Source organism: Corynebacterium canis, assembly GCF_030408595.1.
GTDB lineage: Bacteria > Actinomycetota > Actinomycetes > Mycobacteriales > Mycobacteriaceae > Corynebacterium > Corynebacterium canis.
Genome location: NZ_CP047080.1, coordinates 2,001,709 through 2,022,126 on the forward strand (window position 1 = coordinate 2,001,709; position 20,418 = coordinate 2,022,126).

A 20,418-nucleotide genomic window follows, 5' to 3' on the forward strand; every position below is an offset into this window, starting at 1 on the left:
GCTAGGTAGAAACGTTGATATGACTTCCACCTAACCCCCATAAATCAGCGATGTACAGCGTTTTCCCCCACACCCACGGCGCGCCTGTGGATAGTTGCAAGTTATCCACAGGCCGCGACAGACCACCCCGAAAAACGCTTGACGACGCCCCGACTACCGCCGCACCATGGAAGGTTTACGGCGCGTACTAATCGGGGATGATCATCTCCGGCTTATCCAGCTCCTCGATATTGACATCCTTGTAGGTAATCACTCGAACATAACGCACAAAACGGGCGGCTCGGTACATGTCCCAAACCCAGGCATCGGACATGCGAACCTCGTAGTAGACATCGCCGCCGGTGCTATGGGGAATGAGCTCCACCGCATTCGCCAAATAGAACCTGCGTTCGGTTTCCACCACATAGGAGAATTGGCTGACAACGTCGCGGTATTCGCGGTAGAGCGAGAGTTCAACCTCCGCCTCGTAGTTGTCGAGATCTTCAGCGCTCATCGCATCCACCTTCCAAACCTTAAGAACTCATGAGTTAGACCCGAGCCACGCCTGATGCGCGGCGGCTACGTTCGCATAACTGTAGCGGTGCATCGGACTGCCCCCGTGGAGGCGCACCGCGTCCATATGCACACGTGTGCCATACCCCTTATGGGAAGCAAAACCATATTCAGGATAATCCACATCCAACTGATCCATCAGCACGTCGCGGGCATGTTTCGCCAACACACTCGCAGCGGCAATACAGCGGGCCGAACCATCGCCACCAATCACCGGCAAGGAAGGGCACGGGAGGCCGGACACCCGCAACGCATCGGTGAGCACATAGCCCGGCTGGACGTCGAGAAGCGCGATGGCGCGCCGCATGCCGGAAACGTTGGCGTGTTGGATGCCCGCGGCGTCGATATCCTGTGCGGAAATATGCAGGACGCTCCAGGCGCTGGCGAAGCGCTGAATCAGCGGCGCCAAACGAGCCCGCTGCGTGGCCGAAAGCTGTTTCGAATCGGTGAGGGTGGCGAGCTCCGCGATCGGACGCTCGGGCAGGATGCACGCGGCGATGGTAATGGGGCCGGCGCAGGCGCCTCGACCAGCTTCGTCGACACCCGCGACGGGCCCCAAGCCCTGCTTAGACAGCGCAACCTCAAAAGTGCGCAAGTGCTTGAGGCGGCGCACAGCGCTATTGCTGAATATCGGGGTCGCTCACCCCACCGATCCGGCTCAACGGCAGGAGAATCGCCTGTACTTTCCCCACAACGTTCGCCTCCGGAATGGTGCCCTGGTACTCATCGCCGAGATGGTAACGGGAGTCCGCAGAATTGGTGCGATTATCGCCCATCATGAACAAATGATCGGCTGGGACGGTGATCGGCCCAAAGAACGGCCCGCCGCACGCCTCCGAACCATTACGCGGATCAACGGCATGAGCTGGGGGCTGCAGAGTGTAAGACGAGTCGATCACCTTACCGTCCACCTTAATGCCCTCATCGCCCGCCTGGCAGGAAATGGTTTGCCCGCCGGTGGCCACCACACGCTTGACCAACGTGTTCTCATCGGGGGCTACCAAACCAATGTACGAACCGAGGTTTTCCAAACCACGAATCACGGTGTTGTTTGAACGCTGCGAAGTGAAGTTGTTATTCCACGACTCAGTACCCACAAACACGACGACGTCGCCCGGCTCCGGATCGCTGAACTTGTAGGTGATTTTATCCACCCAAATGCGGTCACCACTACAACCCGGGCAGCCGTGCAAGGTTGGCTCCATGGACTGGCTGGGGATGAGATACAACCGACCAATAAACGTATGGAGCACAAAAAGCAAAGCAAAAGTGATGAGCATAACCACCGGTATTTCGATATACCACGGTGCAGGCTCTTTATCTTCGTCCTTGGTTCTAAACAATTTGCGAGGGCGGGAACCTGAGGGCGACTCTGCTGAATTCTGATCGGTCACGGGGGTCTACGATACCATCTTCGCTTCCTAAGTGAGACACGAAAAACCCCTCAACATCCGCCCCGCAAAGGGCGATAGTTGAGGGGTAAAGGCGCGTGCGTTGATTAACGACGTTCCTTGATCTTGGCGGCCTTACCGCGCAGGTTACGCAAGTAGTACAGCTTCGCGCGGCGAACCTTACCACGGGTAACAACTTCGATCCGATCAATGTTAGGAGAGTGAACCGGGAAGGTACGCTCCACACCAATACCGAAGGAGATCTTACGCACGGTGAAGGTTTCCCGGATACCACCATTCTGACGGCGGATCACAACACCCTTGAACACCTGCACACGGGACTTATCACCTTCGATAACCTTCACGTGCACGTTTACGGTGTCACCGGGACGGAAATCCGGGATATCATCGCGCAGTTGCGCGGCATCGACTTTGTCGAGAATATTCATAAGGAAACAACCTTGTCTTGTTATAGAACAGAGGAACCTAGCGGCACTTCCCACACTGGGCGCTCGGCCGGTTCATGCTCGGTACATTCTTGCCGCCATACATAGATGACAACTGAGCCAGTATGCCCTAGGCCACCCCCGAAAAGCAAAACACCCTGAAAACTACCAACACGCCCCAAGGGGTTTATTCACGGTGGTTGTTTGGGCGACCAAGAACGCCCGAAAAAACTGCGCCGGTCCGAGCCGTTGGTGCGCGCCATCGGAGCACGGCCGGTTGGAAAACACTGGAAACGACATCGGTTGTGTTCGGCCGGAGTGCACCGCCGGACTCTGCACCAAACGCCCATGTACGATCTGCCTCGCCGCGCAGGATCTGCCTTGCTTTCGGACCGGATCATCCTGGGGAAACGCGGCCACGCAGGATCTGCCTCAGGCACATCTGCACGCCACTGACAGCGGATGTGCAGCGGGGATGATTAGGAGACGTTTTTGCAGCGGGTGGATTGATCAAACGGCTGACGGCGACCTAGTTCACGCCTTTAAACCCGGCAACGCTGCAACCCACCACCAAAAAGATTCATTTTGTGTGGCAGCGCGCCATAATGCGGGCGAGATTCTTATTCACCCAAATAAACCCCGTGAATAAACCCCAAATATTGCGTCAACCTTAGCTGCCGTCTGAAGGAGTATACAAACAACCTTCATGCGTTCAACTATTCCCCACGTTTTGGCCAAAGTAACTTTGCTTACGCCGGTAAAATTTCTTGCCACCCCACCCTGCATTGACCTCAACTGAACCGGCTTGGCCAACACCCTCTAGCCCCACGATCCCGCCGCTCTAACAGCGCTTATAGTGCATACCTTTTAGCGGCCTATCTGTTCATGGGGGTAAGTCTTCTACCTAGCCCCGTCTAGGTAAACATGTTTCTGTAACATATCAGTAGTTCAGTTTTTTGGTTCTAAGGAGTTCCACCGTGCGGAAGCCTTCCCCTGCTCAGCACCCTCAACCTTGAAAGGCTCAATGTGATTTCAACACTTATCGTGGCAGGTTTTGCACTGTATACCGTATTCAGCGTTCGAAGTGAGTTGAAGGCGATCCCGGCCGAGGCGCATGGTTCCACACCGATAAAGGTGGTCAAGTTTTTGGAAGTGCCGCTGCTTATTCTGATTGGACTATTTCTTTTCGCTCGAATCAATGCAGCGGTGACTGATACCCCGTTGTCGGCTGGGCTTAACCTCGGATTGGTGCTAGCGGTCGTCGGCGTTTTCGCTACCCGCACCGTGCTCACTAGGCTCACCAAAAAGCGGGGTTTACACGGCGAAAGTGTTTCTGCGGTGTGATTGTTACGGCAGCGCCGCCACGGTTACTTCCATGGTGATGCATCGCCGTTCACCTGGCGTGAGTAATTCGCCCTGCAGCCCGGCGCCCAGCAGGGCGGGTTCCACGCACACGAAACGTGGCCACTGCTCCCCCACTTCGGGCATGCTAGTGCCGAGCGTTTCGCCGGGATTCCACACCACAAAGGCGTCGGTACCGGAGGCTTCGATGCTGATGCTGCGGCCTAATCCGGGGTCTTGGATGGTCACCTGCGTGCGATCGGTTGCGATAATACGGTCGAATTCGCCGCTCACCGTCAAAGGGCCCACTTGCTCTTCGAAAACTTCGGCGGCGCGATCGTAAAGCTGGGTGCCGTCGAGCCCTGCGACGGTGATGTTACGCACGTCGTCGACAAGGAAATACGGGTGGAAAGCTAGCTGCACGCGGCGTGGGGAGGTCGCGTGGTTCGTGGCACAGTACGCAAGTTTGATCCCGTCGGGCCGCACATTGAGCGCGACGGCGAGCTCCCAGTCATCGTGTTCGATTCGCGCTTCGGTGCCGTCCGCCGCGAGCTCCCAGGTGGAAACGCGCGCCCAGCCGTGCCCGGGGGTTTGGCCAGTGAGGTCGGCAAACCAGGGGCCGATAATGGGTACGCCGCCGCGGATGGGTTTCGGACCGCTGAGTTGTGCGGAGGGGCTGAGCCAAAACAGGGGGCCATGGTTGGTGTCTGCAAGCGCCAAATGGGCGCCGTGTGGGATGAGTGCTGTTTGAGTCATGTGCTCTATTGTCCGCTTCTCGGGCGCGCCGCGCACCCACAAGCTTTAACGAAAATTGTTACCATTAAGCGCATGTTGTATCCCTCACCCCGAACACCTGTACCGGTCACCGTGCTGAGCGGCTTCCTCGGCAGCGGCAAAACCACCCTGCTCAACCACCTGCTGGCCAACCGAGAACGCCGCAAAATCGCCGTGATTGTCAATGACTTTTCCGAGGTGAATATCGACGCCGCGCTTATCGCCGAAGAAGGGCACCTCACCCGCGGCGAAGACCGATTCATCGAACTTTCGAACGGTTGCATCTGCTGCACGCTGCGCGAAGATCTGATTGAAAGCGTGGCCAGCCTCGCGCGCTCCGGAAAATACGATCAGATCGTGATCGAATCCACCGGGATTTCCGAACCCCTGCCCGTCGCCGCGACCTTCGAATGGGAGTTTGAGGATGGCTTTCGATTGGCGGACCTAGCTCGCATCGACACAATGGTAACCCTCGTCGACGCCGCCACGTTCCTGCCCATGCTGCGCGGCGGCCGCACGCTTGCGGAAACCGATAGCCAAGCCACCCCCGAGGACGACCGCACGGTATCCGAACTCCTTGTCGATCAAGTGGAATTTGCCGACCTTATCCTAATAACCAAAACCGACCTTTCCCCCGACGGCGGGCGGCAGGTCATCGAAACCGTGCGCGCCATGAATCCCCGCGCCCGCGTGGTCCCGGTTACCAATGGCGAGATCGATATCGCCACTGTGCTCGACGCCGGGCTATACGATCCGGACGCCGACGCCCAGCAACGATTCGCGGAGGAATTGGCCACCCCGCACGACCCCGAAACGGAAGAATACGGCATTTCCTCCGTCGTTTTTCGCGCCGAACGTCCGTTCAATAAGGACCGTCTGCTTACCGCGCTGCGCGGCAGCCGCGGTCTCGTACGCTCCAAGGGTTATTGTTGGCTAGACACTAGGCTCAACCTGGTGTTTTCATGGCAGCAGGCCGGCCCCAATCTAAGCATCGAACCGGTAGGCACGTGGGGCACCGCAACTCCGCGCAGTGAGGTGGTGCTTATCGGAATCGACCTCGATGCGCCCGCGCTCCTCCGATCATTCGAACAGGCGGTTGTCACAGACGCCGAGGCTGCGGCGCTGCTGCCATCCTAGCGACCAAACCCCGCCTTGCGTAGCGCGTCCGCCATCGAGCCACCCGATTCCCGGCGCGATGCGTCTCTGCGCCCCGGCTGCTGCCCGCGCCCCGCGCGCGGGCGCTGACCAGCATCGTTACGTTTGCGATCGGCAGGCGCGGCGGGCTCATCGCTCAGCCGCAGCGAAAGGCTGATGCGTTTGCGGGGCACATCCACTTCCATCACCTTGACCTTGACCACCTGCCCGGAACGCACCACCGAATGCGGGTCCGAAACGTAGCGGTCCGACATGGCGGACACGTGTACCAAACCATCCTGGTGCACGCCGACGTCCACGAAGGCGCCGAAGGCGGCAACATTAGTGACGGTGCCCTCCAGAATCATGCCGGGCGCCAGATCCGAAATGGTTTCCACACCTTCCTTAAAGGTGGCGGTTCGGAATTCGGGGCGCGGGTCGCGGCCGGGTTTATCCAGCTCGGAAATGATATCGGTGACGGTCGGGATACCGAACGTATCGTCGGCAAACTCTGCGGGTTTCAGCCCCGCCAACACCCGAGTATTGCCAATCAGTTCGGATACGCCAAGGCCGGTGCGCTTGGCCATCATCCGCACCACCGGGTACGCCTCGGGGTGCACTGCGGAAGCGTCCAGGGGATCCTTGCCGCCGCGGATCCGCAGGAAACCGGCGCATTGCTGGAAGGCCTTGGGCCCTAGACGCGCCACCTTTTTCAGTTCGGAACGCGAGGCAAAAGCGCCGTGCTCATCGCGGTATGCCACGATGTTTTCCGCAATGGTCCCGGTTACCCCGGCGACCCGCGTGAGCAGCGGCGCAGATGCGGAATTAAGGTCTACGCCCACGGCATTTACCGCATCTTCCACCACGCCGTCGAGGGTGCGCGCCAGCGCGGTCTGGTTCACGTCGTGCTGATATTGGCCCACGCCGATGGACTTCGGGTCGATCTTCACCAGCTCGGCGAGCGGGTCCTGGAGGCGGCGGGCGATCGACACCGCGCCGCGCAGGGAAACGTCCATCGTGGGGAACTCCGCGGCGGCCACCGAGGATGCCGAATATACGGACGCACCGGATTCCGAAACCACAACCGGGGTCGGCCGTTTTCCTCCCGCTTTTGCGATAAGGTCCGCGACCTCACCGGCGAGTTTTTCCGTCTCCCGCGAGGCCGTCCCATTGCCCACGGCCAATAGTTCCACCCCGTGCGTGGCGCATGCCGTAGCCAACACGGACACCGCGTCTGACCAGCGCGCTTGCGGCTTGTGCGGGTAGACGATGCAGGTATCCAGCACCTTGCCCGTGGGGTCCACCACCGCGCATTTCACGCCGTTGCGGTACCCCGGATCAAGGCCCAGCACGGCGCGTTGACCTGCCGGGGCCGCGAGCAACACGTCCCGCAGGTTCGTGGCAAAGACTTCCAGCGCCCCCGCCTCCGCCTTTTCCTTTAGGCGCATTCGAACATCCAATGCAGAAGAAACGGCGAGCTTTGTGGCCCAGGTCCAGCGCACTGCGTCAGCAAGCCAGGGCGAAGCGTGCGTATCGACGCCCTCCGCTTCAGCGATCATGCCCATATACGGCGCATCGTCCCCGGCGTCCAGGTTTAAGTGCAGGATTCCTTCCTTCTCGCCGCGGAATAATGCGAGGATGCGGTGCGAAGGCAACGAGGTAAAATCCTCGGCGAAATCGAAATAATCTTTGAATTTTGCGCCGGCGGTTTCCATGCCCGCGACGACGGTGGCCAACATAGCGCCGTTTTCAAACATGCGTTCGCGGACGGTGCCGACAAGGTCCGCGTTGGTGGCGCAACGATCAGCCAGAATGGCGCGGGCGCCCTCCAAAACCGCCTTCGTATCGGTGAAACCTTTGGTGACGTAATCGGCGGCGATAACGTGCGGGTCGGCGGTCGGGGCGTCGAGAAGCGCGTCCAACAAAGGTTCGATTCCGGCCTCACGCGCGGCGTCTGCCTTGGTGCGGCGTCGCTTTTTAAACGGCAGGTACAAATCCTCCACGCGGGCCTTGGTCTCACACGCCAGGATCTGCGCGCGCAGCTCCTCGCTGAGCTTGCCCTGCTCCGCGATCGCCGCCAACACCGCGCCCTTACGCTCCTCTAATTCGCGCAGGTAGGCGAGGCGCTCCTCCAGCTGCCGCAATTGGGAATCATCAAGCCCGCCGGTAATCTCCTTACGGTAGCGGGCGATAAATGGCACAGTGTTTCCCTCATCGAGCAGTGCAACGGTAGCGGCAACCTGGGCCTCGGCAACCCCGAGTTCACGGGCGAGCGTGGAAATAATCATTCCGCCGATTCTAGCCCGCACCCCGGCAGCGTCGGCCACCGCTCACCCCGCCGATCCGACTTCAGCCTCCGCCGGGCGGACCCCACGCCGGACGCAATCACGTTCGAATGGCGGAAAAACCATACGCGAGCACACGGAAAACACTTGCAGCTTTCCTGCTACCGGGGTTAATGTGAAAGCTTACGGGGCAACCTTAGCCCTACCTGATACGGGTTTATTGGGCTTTACCTCCCCACTCACTTCTGCAAGAGGAAGGATGGCGCACGCTGAAGTGACGCAATCCACGCGGCGAACCATCACACTCATCAACTACATCACCTGGGTGCTGGCGTGCCTTCCGATGCTGTACTTTGCCTCCGTGCTGGCACCGGGCTCCACGCTGCGTAGCGGCGCGTGGCTGGGCGCGACAATCTTCGGCGGCTCCCCGAACCTTTTTGTGACGTGGCTGCTTATTCTGCTGTACACAATTACGCCGATGCCGGCCGCCTGGTGCATGGTCAAGTGCTTTTGCATTCGGCGGACCATAGTGGCGAATCCACGGGACCAAACCTGGTTCCTCTGGTCCATGATGGTGACGGCACTCGTGCTTGTGCTGTGGTGCTGCTCGCTGACCGTGGGGCCATATCTGCTGTTCAACGCCTACCTCGACGCCACGGTGTGAACCTTGGTAGGGGTCGGCGGAACTCCCTCAATAAGGGGACCCCATTTTATTTGGCCCGGCGTTTGGTGCGCGGGACGCGGCGGTGCCGACCTAATACGGCCGAAGTGCATTATGGCGAATATTCACGCGCGTTTACTTCCGCACGATGAATTGATGGTTCGGGGACCAGTTTCTATTTTGTTATCTGGCGGTGACTAAACTGCTACATTGTTTCGATTATTCACCATCTTGATATCAGGGGAACAAAACTTCTAGGGAAACATGTTGTCATTGCTGCTACGCTGGAACCCAGTGATAGATCACCGCTCCATGAGGTGGACTTGGAGACCGAAACCGGCGCGATCCATACAGGTCAGATAGGTTTTGCACCAGACAACTCGGAGGGGTTGAATTTCGCCCACCGCACCCTAAATGCCGTGTAATGGCGGCATATCCGGGCGCCTTATGTTCCATCGTTATTGCCTTTCACCTGTTTTAACAAATACTGAAACAACCAGTTTTACTCAATTCGAGAACCTAGCACTGAACACTGCTGTACGGAGTTGCAAATAATGCCCCAAGTGAAGGATACGAAAGACTCGATCGCCGTTTACACAGCCAAGATTCTGTTTGCGATACTGATGTTATTGGCGTTTTTCGCCGCGTGCCATTGAGTTGTGAACTTCTTTGATTGTTCTTGGTTTTATTGTACTTGGTTTTGTGGGGTTGGTGGTGGTGTTCCGATTTTGATGCCGACGGTGGCTGGTGGTGGTTGGAACATGGATCGTGGTGGGCGTCGTTGGGGGTAGGTGTTGTAGTAGATTTCTTCCTTTGCTTTGCGGTGTTTGAGTAGTGGTTTCCATTCGCCGGTGTAGACCTGTTGTGGGGTGAATCCGGCGAGGCCGCTGTGTGGGTCGTGGTTGTTGTAGGCGTCGATGATGGAGGCCATGGTGTTGGCGGCGGCCTTGATATTGGGGTAGCTGGTTAAGGCGTAGCGGTGGTGTTTGAGTGTGCGGTGGGAGGATTCTTCGAAAGGGTTGTCGTTGGATACTCCGGGGCGGATGAGTGAGAGTTCTACGCCGTTGGCGTCGAGCATTTGGCGCATTTGGGTGGAGGTCATGACAGCACCGTTGTCGGTGTGCAGGACTCGGACCTTGGCGTGGTTGAGCTGCTCGGCGGCGATGACTTGGGCGATGAGGTCGGTGGCGATGTGTTTGTCTTGGCGCAGTTGTACGGTGTGGCCGACGATTTTACGGGAGTGCAAGTCCAGCACGGTGTAGAGGTGAAATCCCTTGGTCATAAAGGATCCGGGGAGCCAGGTGATATCCCAGCACAGGACTTCGCCGGGCCGTGTCGCGGTCACTATTCGTGGTGGTTGCGGCGCCCGTGGCGCGCCGTGGCGCAGCGGKKCTGGCACCGTTTTGATTTCATTGTTCACGCGGTAAAACGTCCGCAATGAGCCGAGCAAGGGCTCCTCGGAATCGACATGGCTGAAAAAGATTTTATAGACCGATAATCCCTGCTCACGACCGTCGCGAAGCAATGCGGCGATACGTTGACGCTCCGGGGCGCTAATCGTTTTCGGCGGCGCGGCCTTTGGGTGTTGTGGTGGTTTCTTCGGCCGCGGATGCCGCCGGTAATACAGGGTTGTTTTCGCAAGCCCAAGCAGCTTCAACGCCGCGTTTTGGGTATAGCCAGCCGCCGCAAGCAACTCTAAAATATGGTCTTCAAGCTTAACGAACTCATCGAAATCGGCTTGCTGCTCTGGGGAAAGTTTCCGGCCACCACGCATCAACGATCGGTATATTTTTGCATGGCGGCGATAGCTTTTCCCATCGCCTCCACCGCCTTGGCATGCGCAGTGGTGGCAGCATCCTTATCCGCAACCACCTTTTCCAATTCAGCGATCCGCGCCTCCAATTTGGCGTGACGTGTTTCCCACTTCGCGCGCGCAGTCTCCCACTTCGCGCGCTCGGTCTCCAGCTTCGCACGCTCCGCCCCCAGCTCGGCGTTAAGCGCCTCCAACTCCTGATTGCGCTGTGTCAGCCGAGAAAACTCCACGATATTTTCATCACTCATAGGAATATTTTCTCGCGGTGTTAACCCGATGTCGAGCGTGCCCGCCGCAAGCTGCCGCCGCCACAAATACAACTGCCTCGGCGTCACCCCGGCCGCCCGGAGGAACTCTCCCTTCAGACCATGCTTGGTCTCCGCATGGGCCAACACGATCTCCCGGCGCTGCTCCGCAGTAAACGTCCGGTCCGGATCTACCGGAGGGATCTGTACAGACATCTTGAACCTTCCTTCCTCATCCCCATGACCATCACGGGGAAGCTTCCGAAAGTTCACATCTTCAATGGCAAGGTACGTTTCACGATGTATTTGGTTATTCTTGGGCGCGATTCACAGTCTTACGATGGCGGCACCAGAAAGCTGCGGGCCACCCCGACCAGCACCAGCTTTTTCCTAAGCAATGGGTATCAATCCGGCGCGCAGCCATTTGAGATCGAGGGCGAAGGTGGATCGTTTCTGGGCACCGACCGCGGCAGCTCCGTGCTGGCGGTAAACATGCGCTACCAGGAGGACGGCAGCGTTGATGCAAAGTCGCTATTGCAGGTCTTCGATATAGGCACCAAGCAGCGCCGCCTCGAGATCGCGGCAGCTGGGTGCTCGAATGTTTCCATCAATAACCTGGTGTATTGCTTTAACGATGAGGAAGGCTCGATCCACGGCATCAATGTGCTCAACGGCAAAAAGATGTCCGACTTCCCCGCGCCCACCGACGGCGCTGGGGCCGCCGAGGCGCGGCTCTTGGGTTCCCAGCAGCAGGCGGATATCGTGCAGGTAACTGCCAAGAAGGAAGGGGAAACCTCGGGCAATCAGCTATATACCCTGTCTGGGAATCGCGTGCGCTGGAGCCAGGAGCTCGCGCCCACCGAGCAGTGCAATGTGATCGACCGCGGCCGCACCATCGTGTGCCAAACCCCGGATGCGGATTCGGAGGAAGGCACGAAGATCCGCACGTTAAGCACGGCCGATGGGCACGAGATTGGCACCCGGGAAACCGCGGCGGAAATCGCGCTGACCAGCGACGGCTGGATGGAAAAATCTCCGGAATACAAGGCGGATAACAACCCGACCACGGCCGCCTTTACCTCCCACGTTTCCGTCAACAAATCGGAGGCGATGCCCGCCCCGGAGCCGAACAAGATCTTCGGCGTGGACGGCAAGGAAAAGGGAACCTCGCAAAATTGGGTCGGCACCGCCTTTTTCCCGCGTACGTCGGAGGAGGGCGGCAGCAACACGGAGACCTTGGCGTACCCGTCCCATGTGATCGAGGCGATGGGCTTCCACGCCGGCGGAATCGTCACCGCCGATGGGGAGATCAACCTGGTGCGCGTGCCGTCCCACAACCCGGAGGATTCCAGCTACGCGCACGTTGGCGGGCCGGACATTGTGTTTAGCATTTCCGCCGCCGATAAGGTGCTTTCCAGCAGCAAAAACGGCAAACTTGTGCTGTTAAAGCTGGACAATTCGGCCAATAAAAACAACGACGTGTTTACCATCTACGACACCGATACGCGCGCCAGCGTGCTCGATATCGAGGACACCGGCGACGATGAGATCACGGTGATCAACGGGCTGCTGGCCCAAACGAAGAAATCCATAAAAACTGGGGGCTTTGAAAAACTCGTTATCTTCTTGCCGTCCGGCACGTAGCTCACCCGGCGGCTGGCACCGTGCTAGCTTGCGCATCGCCGGCCGCGCATGTGCCCACGGTTTCATTCGCCACCGTTTCATTCGCCACAACAGAGAGTCTGGTAGTGCGCTTATTTAACAACGTGAATGCAGAAATAGTCACGTACTGCATCAAGGTGTTCCTTGGCATCATGGCTTTGCTGTGCATCGTCGCATTGTATGAATCTGTTCAGACATTCAATGTAGAAAAATACAAAACCAATACCCCGCTGTTAGACACCCGAGCCACCCCAAGCAGCACCAGCATCTTCCTGCGTAACGACTACCGCAATGGCGTCACCCCTGTTGACATTCCAGAGCCGGGGCGGTTCCTAGGCACGGATAGCAACCACGCCACATTCGCGGTAGACGTGACCTCCGCGGAGGTCGAGGACCCGCATCGGGAGGCAAAACTGCAGGTGTATAACGCGGCGTCGAAAAGCCTCCGCCACGAAACCTACGCCTCGGGCTGCTCAAATGTCTCCCGCAATAACGTCGTGTACTGCCACAATGGGCAGCGCTCACACGTCACCGCGTACCACATGTTTACTGGTAAAAGCATGTTTTCCTTCCCCACGCCCGACGCGGACGCCCACTTTGAATTGCTGGGCACCGGCCGGCAGGGCGACATCATTGTGGCGCGCAATAGCGAGGACGGGCCGGCGACAACGAACACCCTGTACTCCATCACCGGTAATTCAATTCGGTGGTCCAAAAAACTGCATCCGAACGAACGTTGCAATGCGATTCACCGGAATCGGATACTGCTGTGCCATCAACCCGCCGGGGGTGGGCCGGGGGCGGTGGACATCCGCACGCTCCAGGTTTCCGACGGCGCGGAACTCACCAACCACCACGCCGACACCCGCATCGCGATAACCAGCGGAGGTTGGATCGAGTTTCCACCCGAAACGCCGGACACCGAACAGCCAACCACGACGGCCGCGCGCAAACCGGCGAAACCCTACCAAGTCTACGATGCGTACGGCCGGCACCAAGGCAAAAGCCGAAGCTCCGGCGTGGACACGTTTTTCCCGTACAACACCGACCGCAACCTTGGGAATTCGGAAACCCTGACATACCCGGCGCACAGCATCGCGGGGATGGAGGCGCAGGATTCCGGCGTGGTATCCGCAAATGGCACGATTACCTACCGCGGCGCCATGGATAACGACGGCAAAACGAAGCACTTCTTCCGCCTAGATAGCGCCGATAAACAATTCAGCTTTGCGGCCTCCAACCTGCTCACCGGCAGCTGGGACGGCACACTGTTGCTGGTGCGCACCGAAGAGGGAACCCCGGCGCATTCCGTGAAGTACCAGATCTTTGATACCACGAACGAAAATTCGATGGACATTATCGAAACCGTGGACTCCACCCCGCAGGTAATCAACGGCACCCTGGCCATCACGCACAAGGCCGAGGATTCGGACGAATACGGCAAGCTGACGGTATTTCTTCCGGAGCGTTAACCGCGCAATACCTCCTCGTCCGCCGCGCTCAAACCACCGGATTCACGCAATTGTTCGATGAGTTCGGGGCGCCGCTGCGCGGTGCGAAGCAAGGCCTGATCCCGGCGCCACCGATCCACCTTGGCGTGATTGCCGGAACGCAACACCTCCGGCACCTCCAAACCCCGCCACACCTGCGGTTTGGTATAGCTCGGGCCTTCCAAAAGACCATCGGAAAAGCTGTCCTCCTGATGACTGCGGGCATTGCCCAGCACCCCGGGGATCAGCCGCACGATGGCTTCGGCGATGACCAGCACCGCCACTTCCCCGCCGATCAGCACGTAGTCGCCGATCGAAACTTCTTCCACCCGATACCGCTCGCAAGCATTATCGACAACGCGCTGATCGATCCCCTCATACCTACCGCACGCAAACACGATATGGTCCTCCTGAGACCAGCTTCTCGCCATCGCCTGGGTAAACGGTTTGCCCGCCGGGGTGGGCACGATCAACAGCGGTTTCGCCGGGCCCGCACCCGGCGCATCCTCCTCCGCCGCTCCTGTTCGATCATGTATGCCAATCACATTGCGGTGCGGGAGGGCGGACTCCAGGGAGGTGCCGGGGCGGTCGCCGGTCGCGACGTCGTCAAGCGCGGGGCCCCACACGGAGGGCTTCATCACCATGCCCGGGCCGCCGCCATAGGGGGTATCATCCACGGATTTATGCACGTCGGTGGCCCAAGCGCGCAGGTCGTGGACGCCCACCTCGAGGATCCCCTGCTCGATCGCCTTACCCAGCAATGCGTGGCGCAACGGCTCCAAATACTCGGGGAAAATCGTAATAACGTCGAGTCGCATCAGAGTTCTAACAACCCCTCGGGAGGGGTGATCGTGCAGGTGCCGGCCTCCAAATCCACCTCCGGCACAATCGCATACACGAACGGAATCAGCGCATCCTTGCCCGCCGTCAAACGCACCTCGAGGATCTCGCCCGCCGGGCCGTGCATCACGCCGATGACCTCGCCAATATCTTCGCCCTCGTGGATCACGCGCAAACCTTCGAGTTCATGGTCGTAGAAGCCGTCATCATCGTCCTCATCCTCGCGCGGCGGGGCGAAAAATTTCGTGCCCCGCAGGGTATCCGCAACGGTGCGGTCCGGCACCTCCGCAAACTTCACCAGCAGGCGACCCTGGTGCGGACGCGCCGCCTCAACGGTCAAGATGCGCTCTTGGCCACCCTGCAACCCCGTTAGCACGGCCCCCACCGCGAATCGAACATCTGGCGCATCCGTGGTCACGTCTACCACGACCTCGCCTCGGATCCCATGCGACTTCACCACACGACCAATAACCAATTCCATGACCACCAAGCATAGAACACCGCACCCGCCCGATTCAGCTCACCCGCACCTCAGACGCAAAAACACCGCCGGTTCGGGCACCAACCCAAAACCTGCGGTGTCTACGAAAAAGCGTTCGGTTACGCGTCCTCGGCCTCGACCTCGTCAGCGGCTTCCTCTGCGGCCTTGTTCTTCGCGGCAGCCTCGGCAGCCTTCTTGTCTTCCTTAGCCTTGCGCTTCTTCTCCGTGATTGCCTCGGCGGTGGGGCCTTCGGCAGCCTCGGCGAGCGCGGCGTTGAAAAGATCCAGCTTGGAGGGCTTCGGCTCGGCAACCTTCAGGGTGCCCTCGGCGCCATCGATGCCCTTGAACTTCTGCCAATCGCCGGTGACCTTCAGCAATGCGAGCACAGGTTCGGTCGGCTGCGCGCCCACGCCCAACCAGTACTGAACGCGCTCGGAATCAATGCGGATCACGGACGGCTCGGCCTTGGGCTCGTAAATGCCCAGGTTTTCGATAGCCTTGCCGGAGCGGCGGGTGCGTGCGTCGGCGACAACAACGCGATAGTGCGGGGTACGGATCTTGCCCATACGCTGCAATTTAATCTTTACGGCCATGCGATGGCTCCTTATATCTAGTCACTGAGGCAGTACTGTCGCCGCACCCTGGGTGGGCACGGCCGGTTCAACCCTTGAAATGTTTTACCTGCGGTGTGACGTACCGGCCGACCGTAGACGGTTGCGGTGTTCCCGCAGGAAGAACAGTGTTACCCTTGCTGTTGCAGGCAACCCCCGCAATCCTAATTCATGGTCACAGCTGAATCAAACTCAGTAAAGTGTCCCCTATGAAAACCCTACCGGGCGTGGTTGCCTGCACTGTCGGCGCCGCCTGCGCATTTCTTATCGACGCCGCGCTCTACCGCGTCACCGGTTTTTCCTCCGTAATGCTGGTGTCCATCGCCCTCGGCATGATGGTAGGCAATATCCGCCCGCTTCCGATTAGCACAAACGAGGGAATCCGCTACACCGCCACACACGTATTGAAGTTTGGTGTCGCGTTATTGGGGCTCGCCGTGCCCGCGGGGGCTATTTTAGCCTTGGGTTGGCGGGTGTTGCTCACCATCGTGGGCATTATTATCGCCGGGTTCTTGGCCACACTGGCGTTCGGACGGTTGCTGGGTTTGAGCCGTTCCCACGCCTTAATGGTGGGCAGCGGCTGCACGATCTGCGGGGCGGCCGCCATTAGCGCAACCCATGGGGTGCTGGCCAAAAAGGAAGAACACGAGTTTGTTACCTCCATCGCCGTGATCGTGATATTGGGGACGGCATCCATGTTCCTGCTCCCCGCCCTGTTGGCCGGTTGGAACCCAGACGCGGCGGGCGTGATGATCGGCGGATCCATCCACGAAGTAAGCCAAGTCGTCGCCGCCGGCGGGATCGCCGGGGCCGCCGTGCTGCCCATCGCCGTTACCGTCAAACTCGGCCGCGTGCTATTGCTCGCGCCCGTGATCGCCATGCTCAGCAATATCGAACGCAAACACGCCGAGGCCGCCGACTCCCTGCCGCCGATCATCCCCGTGTTCGTGCTTGGGTTCGTGGCATTGGTGATTGTGAGGACCTTCCTTCCGGTCCCCAGCCTCGCCATCACCGGCATCGAACTACTCCGCAACGCCCTATTCGCCGCCGCCATGTTCGCCCAAGGAACCGGCGTCACCCTAGACACCCTCCGCCGAGCCGGCGCCCGACCATTTATCTTCGGAACCCTCGTCTCCCTAGTCGTGGCTGCGGTTTCCCTCCTCGGAGCCCTCACCCTCTAGCCCGACCTTCACAACTGTTGTTGGTTTTCTGCGATTGAAGTTCAGTGACCTGGGGTTTCGGGTGGTGTATTTGGGATTTGGGGGACTCATAGGGGTTGCTAGGGTTAGTGGGTGGCTTCGATGAAGTGCGCGCGGACTGCCGCTGGGGCAAATAGTGTCCAAGTGGTGCGTAAAAGTCGCGGCACGACGCAGGTGCTCAAGCATGTAGGGGGTTATTCACCGGGCCTGTTTGAGTGAACAAGATCACCGCCCGCCGCGTCAGATGTGCCTGCGGCAAATATGACGCGAGCTGCATTTCCCCAGGTTAGTTCAATTGGAACACCAGGCAGATCCTGCATAGCCAGGCAGATTGTACGTGGCCGGACAGCGGCCAAGCAGATTTGACGGAGACAGGGAAAGGGCGTGCTTACACTACGGCGAGTTGTGAGGTGCTGCGGGGTGCGGAGGGCGTGGAGCAACAAGTGGGCTAGGAGTGCGCCGAGTTTCGGCTTCACCTCTAAGTGTTGAGCTTCACATTGTCGGCTGCAAGGGTTTGGTGCGCGAAACGACTCTCGTGCGCACCTTGAAAAATACCGATCGGTCACCCTCGACATCCGAAGTCAAACCGTCCATGCCCAGGCCCCTACACCTAGGCCCCTACACCCAACGACGTCACCGCAATCATCGAACGGCTCCCAAAAACCTGACTAAATTGACTTAAATTGACCTAAGTCAGGTACGTAGAGCTATGCTGCGCGTGGTGGCGACCAGTGTTGTATGACGTGACGAACTTGCACTTTGAAACGCCAAAGGAAGACGAGGCTTTCTCAAATTATTTTGATAAAAGTCGAGGTTAATATGGTACCACGTCATGGCGAAAAGGACATCTCATGCGCTGTAACTAATCTCCTATTCCCGCCGTTCCCTGCCCCTTCTCCCACGGGAACTGCCTTGTCCGATAAACAAAAACACAAGCGCATTTAACAATACATTGGCAAGGGAAATAAAATCTATCCATGGCCAATACCATTCAAAATAGCCTCGAAGCAATAGAGCCAATGAGGCACAAGTGCTCAGAAACGCTGCAACGAACAGCCAGCCATTTGTAGTTTTCCTCCGCAAATACAATGAAATCCAGATAACTATTGGTATACCCACCAGTATAATAAGCGAGCTACGTTCCATATCTTCCCCCAAAAGGGGCATCTCCCCTCTTAGCATCTAGTTGCATAAGGGAACGCAAGGTTTGGCGCGTCATACCTTGGACCCGCTGCTCGAACCTTACCGGCACAGTAGCCGAGTCCGAGAGCGCCAACTGGAGCGCCATTCACACTTTTATCAACATGCTGGATTAAAGCGTCTCCATCAACTTCAAAATAAGTCTTTACCTTATTTCCAGCAGTGTCTTGCGCCCACGCGGGATCAATTATTTTTTCCGGTTCAGCAAATTGATCAGGCCGAACCAATACATATCCATATTTCATTTCAAGGTAACAACCTGCAAAACTAAACCGAAATTCTTGGGCCATCTCATCTGGTGAAACTGTGACGATTTGCGTGCCATCTCCTAGAGAAAGCGCTGAGATACATATAGACATAACTAGGGTTGTTTCAGTGCAACCAACCTAAGTTAACTCTGAATTGTAACTGAGCGCTCCACATTGTTCAATGATTACTCTAAACGCATTTTCGAAGCACAGCAGCGAATGTCTTAAACCGCCTGATAGAGCATAGTGAAGAGGTGATTTTACCCCTGACACTAGGTGGTATGTGCAAAGTTAGGTCAGTGACAATACCTGCCAACACCGCAGCTAGCAATCACCATTCGGGTACACCACGCAGCGCATCCGGAGAGCTGCCAAAAATCGGCAGCAGAAGCGCCCCCAGGCGGGGGCGAACCTGTTAGCGCTTTTTCTTGCCGCCGGGGCCTTGGCCGAAGTCGAGGTTGTTCAAGTCAATGCCCTCCATGCCTTTGGGTAGCTTGGGCATTCCGGCACCGCCGCCCATGCCTGGGAAACCTCCACCCATGCCCATTTGCTGCTGGAGTTTCTGCAGCTCAGCCATGTTGGCGGCGCCGCCCATGGGACGGCTCTTGGCCGCCTTGCGCTTGCCGCTCTTGGTCTTGCGGCCCTTGGCCTTTTTCTTGGTGGCGCTGCGGCCGCCGCCCATGCCGAACTGGTTGGCCATCTGCCCCATCATCTTCTTGGCCTCAAAAAAGCGTTCGACCAGTTGGTTCACGTCGGTGACGCTCACACCGGAACCCTGCGCAATACGCTTACGGCGGGAAGCATTGAGGATCTTGGGATTCTGGCGCTCGGCGGGCGTCATGCCACGAATAATGGCCTGGATCCGGTCGAGCTGTTTCTCATCGACCATATCCGCCATTTCGGACATTTGTTTGCCACCAGGCAGCATCTTCAAGATATTGCCCAATGGGCCCATCCGGCGCACCATCAGCATTTGTTCAAGGAAGTCCTCCAAGGTGAGCTCGCCACTGCCCAACTTGGTGGCGGCCTCGATGGACTTTTCTTGGTCGATAACCCGTTCGGCCTGCTCGATCAGGGTCAGCACGTCACCCATACCCAAGATTCGGCTGGCCATACGCTCCGGGTGGAACACATCGAAATCTTCGAGCTTCTCACCGGTGGAGGCGTACAAGATGGGTTTACCGGTGACCTCGCGGATAGAGAGGGCAGCGCCACCGCGGGCGTCGCCATCCAGTTTGGTCAAGACCACGCCAGTAAAGTCCACGCCGTCGCGGAAGGCTTCGGCGGTGGCCACGGCGTCCTGGCCAATCATTGCGTCGATAACAAAGAGCACTTCGTCGGGGGACACGGCGTCGCGAATATTTCGGGCCTGGGTCATCAACGTTTCGTCGATGCCGAGGCGGCCGGCGGTATCCACGATCACCACATCATGCTGCGTGCGTTTGGCCTCCTCAATACCACGGCGCGCCACATCCACTGGGTCACCATGAGAACTGCCCATCTCATGATCAAGCGTGTCTAACGAAGTACCCGGGTCCGGCGCAAAACACTGCACCCCGGCGCGCCCAGCGACGATCTGCAATTGCTGCACCGCACCGGGGCGCTGCAGATCACAAGCCACCAACATCGGCGTGTGCCCCTGATCGGCCAAATGTTTGGCTAACTTCCCGGCGAGCGTGGTCTTACCCGCACCCTGCAAACCGGCGAGCATGATCACCGTCGGTGGATTCTTAGCCAGCTTCAGCCGCCGCGTTTCGCCGCCGAGGATCTCCACCAGCTCCTCATTAACGATCTTCACCACCTGCTGGGCGGGGTTCAACGCCTCGGAAACAGCGACGCCAAGTGCGCGTTCCTTAATGCGGCGGATAAACGCCCGTACCACAGGCAAGGAAACGTCCGCCTCCAGCAACGCCAAGCGAATCTCGCGGGCGGTGGCATTGATATCGGCTTCGGTAAGCTTGCCTTTGCCGCGAAGGCCGGTAAGGGCGTTTGTCAGGCGATCTGAAAGCGACTCGAACACGTGCTATCTCTCCCAAATGGTTGTG

The 20,418-nt window shown here is 58.5% G+C and carries 19 protein-coding genes; 6 read left to right on the forward strand and 13 right to left on the reverse strand.

Annotated elements, in window-relative coordinates; all coding sequences use genetic code 11:
* Window positions 1–187: 187 nt before the first annotated feature.
* The 4 genes from CCANI_RS08830 to rplS all read right to left on the reverse strand — a co-directional run bounded on the left by CCANI_RS08830 (window position 188) and on the right by rplS (window position 2,392).
* Window positions 188–493 (reverse strand): DUF2469 domain-containing protein, encoded by a 306-nt coding sequence (locus tag CCANI_RS08830; RefSeq protein WP_146325435.1) that lies wholly within the window; start codon window positions 491–493, stop codon window positions 188–190.
* A gap of 27 nt (window positions 494–520) precedes the next feature.
* Window positions 521–1,165 (reverse strand): ribonuclease HII, encoded by a 645-nt coding sequence (locus tag CCANI_RS08835; RefSeq protein WP_146325436.1) that lies wholly within the window; start codon window positions 1,163–1,165, stop codon window positions 521–523.
* Window positions 1,166–1,169: 4 nt separating this feature from the next.
* Window positions 1,170–1,832, reverse strand: coding sequence for a signal peptidase I (gene lepB / locus CCANI_RS08840; RefSeq protein WP_146325437.1), 663 nt, complete (start codon window positions 1,830–1,832; stop codon window positions 1,170–1,172).
* Between the two features lie 218 nt (window positions 1,833–2,050).
* Window positions 2,051–2,392, reverse strand: a complete 342-nt coding sequence (gene rplS, locus CCANI_RS08845; RefSeq protein ID WP_146325438.1) for a 50S ribosomal protein L19 — start codon at window positions 2,390–2,392, stop codon at window positions 2,051–2,053.
* Window positions 2,393–3,433: 1,041 nt separating this feature from the next.
* Here rplS and CCANI_RS08850 point away from each other — a divergent pair.
* Window positions 3,434–3,733: a hypothetical protein gene (locus tag CCANI_RS08850; protein ID WP_146325439.1), complete on the forward strand. Its 300-nt coding sequence runs from the start codon at window positions 3,434–3,436 to the stop codon at window positions 3,731–3,733.
* Between the two features lie 3 nt (window positions 3,734–3,736).
* Here CCANI_RS08850 and CCANI_RS08855 read toward each other — a convergent pair whose 3' ends face one another.
* Window positions 3,737–4,486 (reverse strand): aldose epimerase family protein, encoded by a 750-nt coding sequence (locus tag CCANI_RS08855; RefSeq protein ID WP_146325440.1) that lies wholly within the window; start codon window positions 4,484–4,486, stop codon window positions 3,737–3,739.
* 72 nt (window positions 4,487–4,558) lie between these two features.
* Between CCANI_RS08855 and CCANI_RS08860 the strand changes: the two genes are divergently transcribed.
* Window positions 4,559–5,641 (forward strand): GTP-binding protein, encoded by a 1,083-nt coding sequence (locus CCANI_RS08860; protein WP_146325441.1) that lies wholly within the window; start codon window positions 4,559–4,561, stop codon window positions 5,639–5,641.
* On the opposite strand, the gene CCANI_RS08865 is transcribed toward CCANI_RS08860, so the two are convergent.
* Window positions 5,638–7,926, reverse strand: a complete 2,289-nt coding sequence (locus tag CCANI_RS08865) for a Tex family protein (protein WP_146325442.1) — start codon at window positions 7,924–7,926, stop codon at window positions 5,638–5,640. The two genes, CCANI_RS08860 and CCANI_RS08865, sit on opposite strands and share 4 nt — an antisense overlap.
* Before the next feature lie 256 nt (window positions 7,927–8,182).
* Here CCANI_RS08865 and CCANI_RS08870 point away from each other — a divergent pair, with 256 nt between their 5' ends.
* A complete protein-coding gene (locus CCANI_RS08870; protein WP_146325443.1) occupies window positions 8,183–8,587 on the forward strand; it encodes a hypothetical protein in 405 nt (134 codons plus the stop codon).
* Window positions 8,588–9,269: 682 nt separating this feature from the next.
* Here the strand turns inward: CCANI_RS08870 and CCANI_RS08875 are convergent.
* Window positions 9,270–10,358: a DDE-type integrase/transposase/recombinase gene (locus CCANI_RS08875; RefSeq protein ID WP_290210955.1), complete on the reverse strand. Its 1,089-nt coding sequence runs from the start codon at window positions 10,356–10,358 to the stop codon at window positions 9,270–9,272.
* The gene (locus tag CCANI_RS08880) at window positions 10,358–10,858 is read right to left on the reverse strand and encodes a transposase (RefSeq protein WP_146325764.1); all 501 of its coding nucleotides are present in this window, start codon (window positions 10,856–10,858) and stop codon (window positions 10,358–10,360) included. The genes CCANI_RS08875 and CCANI_RS08880 overlap by 1 nt, the downstream gene beginning before the upstream one ends.
* A gap of 84 nt (window positions 10,859–10,942) precedes the next feature.
* Here CCANI_RS08880 and CCANI_RS08885 point away from each other — a divergent pair, with 84 nt between their 5' ends.
* Complete coding sequence (locus CCANI_RS08885) at window positions 10,943–12,286, forward strand: hypothetical protein (protein WP_146323538.1); 1,344 nt, start codon at window positions 10,943–10,945, stop codon at window positions 12,284–12,286.
* Window positions 12,287–12,390: 104 nt separating this feature from the next.
* Entirely contained in the window at window positions 12,391–13,776 is a 1,386-nt protein-coding gene (locus CCANI_RS08890; protein WP_146323537.1) for a hypothetical protein, read from the forward strand.
* Here CCANI_RS08890 and trmD read toward each other — a convergent pair.
* From trmD to rpsP, 3 genes are all read right to left on the reverse strand, one after another.
* Window positions 13,773–14,612 (reverse strand): tRNA (guanosine(37)-N1)-methyltransferase TrmD, encoded by an 840-nt coding sequence (gene trmD / locus CCANI_RS08895; protein WP_146323536.1) that lies wholly within the window; start codon window positions 14,610–14,612, stop codon window positions 13,773–13,775. The genes CCANI_RS08890 and trmD overlap by 4 nt on opposite strands.
* Complete coding sequence (rimM, locus tag CCANI_RS08900) at window positions 14,612–15,115, reverse strand: ribosome maturation factor RimM (RefSeq protein ID WP_146323535.1); 504 nt, start codon at window positions 15,113–15,115, stop codon at window positions 14,612–14,614. The genes trmD and rimM overlap by 1 nt, the downstream gene beginning before the upstream one ends.
* A 119-nt stretch (window positions 15,116–15,234) precedes the next feature.
* Window positions 15,235–15,708, reverse strand: coding sequence for a 30S ribosomal protein S16 (rpsP, locus tag CCANI_RS08905; protein ID WP_146323534.1), 474 nt, complete (start codon window positions 15,706–15,708; stop codon window positions 15,235–15,237).
* 227 nt (window positions 15,709–15,935) lie between these two features.
* On the opposite strand from rpsP, the gene CCANI_RS08910 reads away from it, so the two are divergent.
* Window positions 15,936–16,907 (forward strand): YeiH family protein, encoded by a 972-nt coding sequence (locus CCANI_RS08910; protein ID WP_146323533.1) that lies wholly within the window; start codon window positions 15,936–15,938, stop codon window positions 16,905–16,907.
* Between the two features lie 1,193 nt (window positions 16,908–18,100).
* Here the strand turns inward: CCANI_RS08910 and CCANI_RS08915 are convergent.
* Together CCANI_RS08915 and ffh are read right to left on the reverse strand one after the other, a co-directional pair.
* Complete coding sequence (locus tag CCANI_RS08915) at window positions 18,101–18,484, reverse strand: hypothetical protein (protein WP_146323532.1); 384 nt, start codon at window positions 18,482–18,484, stop codon at window positions 18,101–18,103.
* Between the two features lie 304 nt (window positions 18,485–18,788).
* Window positions 18,789–20,393 carry a signal recognition particle protein gene (gene ffh, locus CCANI_RS08920; protein ID WP_146323531.1) on the reverse strand — a complete coding sequence of 535 codons (1,605 nt, stop codon included), beginning with the start codon at window positions 20,391–20,393 and terminating at the stop codon, window positions 18,789–18,791.
* Window positions 20,394–20,418: the final 25 nt, after the last annotated feature.

Excerpts from the sequence above, each read along its gene's own strand:
- CCANI_RS08830 (WP_146325435.1), bottom strand. The coding sequence starts at position 493 with ATGAGCGCTGAAGATCTCGACAACTACGAGGCGGAGGTTGAACTCTCG.
- lepB (WP_146325437.1), bottom strand. The coding sequence starts at position 1,832 with ATGCTCATCACTTTTGCTTTGCTTTTTGTGCTCCATACGTTTATTGGT.
- rplS (WP_146325438.1), bottom strand. The coding sequence starts at position 2,392 with ATGAATATTCTCGACAAAGTCGATGCCGCGCAACTGCGCGATGATATC.
- CCANI_RS08855 (WP_146325440.1), bottom strand. The coding sequence starts at position 4,486 with ATGACTCAAACAGCACTCATCCCACACGGCGCCCATTTGGCGCTTGCA.
- CCANI_RS08860 (WP_146325441.1), top strand. The coding sequence starts at position 4,559 with ATGTTGTATCCCTCACCCCGAACACCTGTACCGGTCACCGTGCTGAGC.
- CCANI_RS08865 (WP_146325442.1), bottom strand. The coding sequence starts at position 7,926 with ATGATTATTTCCACGCTCGCCCGTGAACTCGGGGTTGCCGAGGCCCAG.
- CCANI_RS08870 (WP_146325443.1), top strand. The coding sequence starts at position 8,183 with ATGGCGCACGCTGAAGTGACGCAATCCACGCGGCGAACCATCACACTC.
- CCANI_RS08880 (WP_146325764.1), bottom strand. The coding sequence starts at position 10,858 with ATGTCTGTACAGATCCCTCCGGTAGATCCGGACCGGACGTTTACTGCG.
- CCANI_RS08885 (WP_146323538.1), top strand. The coding sequence starts at position 10,943 with ATGTATTTGGTTATTCTTGGGCGCGATTCACAGTCTTACGATGGCGGC.
- trmD (WP_146323536.1), bottom strand. The coding sequence starts at position 14,612 with ATGCGACTCGACGTTATTACGATTTTCCCCGAGTATTTGGAGCCGTTG.
- rimM (WP_146323535.1), bottom strand. The coding sequence starts at position 15,115 with ATGGAATTGGTTATTGGTCGTGTGGTGAAGTCGCATGGGATCCGAGGC.
- rpsP (WP_146323534.1), bottom strand. The coding sequence starts at position 15,708 with ATGGCCGTAAAGATTAAATTGCAGCGTATGGGCAAGATCCGTACCCCG.
- CCANI_RS08910 (WP_146323533.1), top strand. The coding sequence starts at position 15,936 with ATGAAAACCCTACCGGGCGTGGTTGCCTGCACTGTCGGCGCCGCCTGC.
- CCANI_RS08915 (WP_146323532.1), bottom strand. The coding sequence starts at position 18,484 with ATGTCTATATGTATCTCAGCGCTTTCTCTAGGAGATGGCACGCAAATC.